Here is a 555-nt window from a genome sequence, read left to right on the forward strand (position 1 = left end):
GCCACTGTCCTTGCGACTGGACTGGGTGTGCAAACGGCCGTCCGCCGGGTCGTAGGTCCACTGACTGCGCAGCTGATTGCCGGCCAGTTGTTCGATGATCTGGTCGGCGGCGTTGTACTGCGCATCCAGCAGCACCGCTTGCCAGTCGTTCTTGCCGTTGATTTGCAGGTGCGTTTGCTTGAGCTGCCCGGCCAGACCGTAGCGTGACTGTTGTCGATGACCGCCGGCGTCAGTCTGCTCCAGCACCGCGCCGAGCGGGCTGAATTGCCGCTGGCTGGTGAACGCCTGGCCATCGCTAAAGGTGCGGGTATCTGTCAGCGGCTGGCCGGTGAGGGCGAAGCTGTCGGTGCGCAATAAACCCGAGCGGTCTTGCTGTTCCAGCAACTGGCCGCGCTGATTGTGCCCCGCGTCAGCCGCAGCATCGGCGTAGGTGAAAACATCCACCTCGGCTTCGTCATTTTCCTCGACAGCGACGACCCGCAGTTGCTCATCGAAAGTCGTGCGCCAATGCGCGTCGCGCGCGTCCCAGCGTTGCAACGGCTCACCGGCCAGCCC

At 64.0% G+C, this 555-nt stretch carries 1 pseudogene; it reads right to left on the minus strand.

Annotation, left to right across the window (positions count from 1 at the left end):
* Positions 1-555 (minus strand): annotated as a pseudogene (locus L8H52_RS30320) (toxin); the annotation flags it as partial.

The organism is Pseudomonas sp. CROZ-RG-20F-R04-15, from assembly GCF_022662375.1.
Taxonomy (GTDB): Bacteria; Pseudomonadota; Gammaproteobacteria; order Pseudomonadales; family Pseudomonadaceae; genus Aquipseudomonas.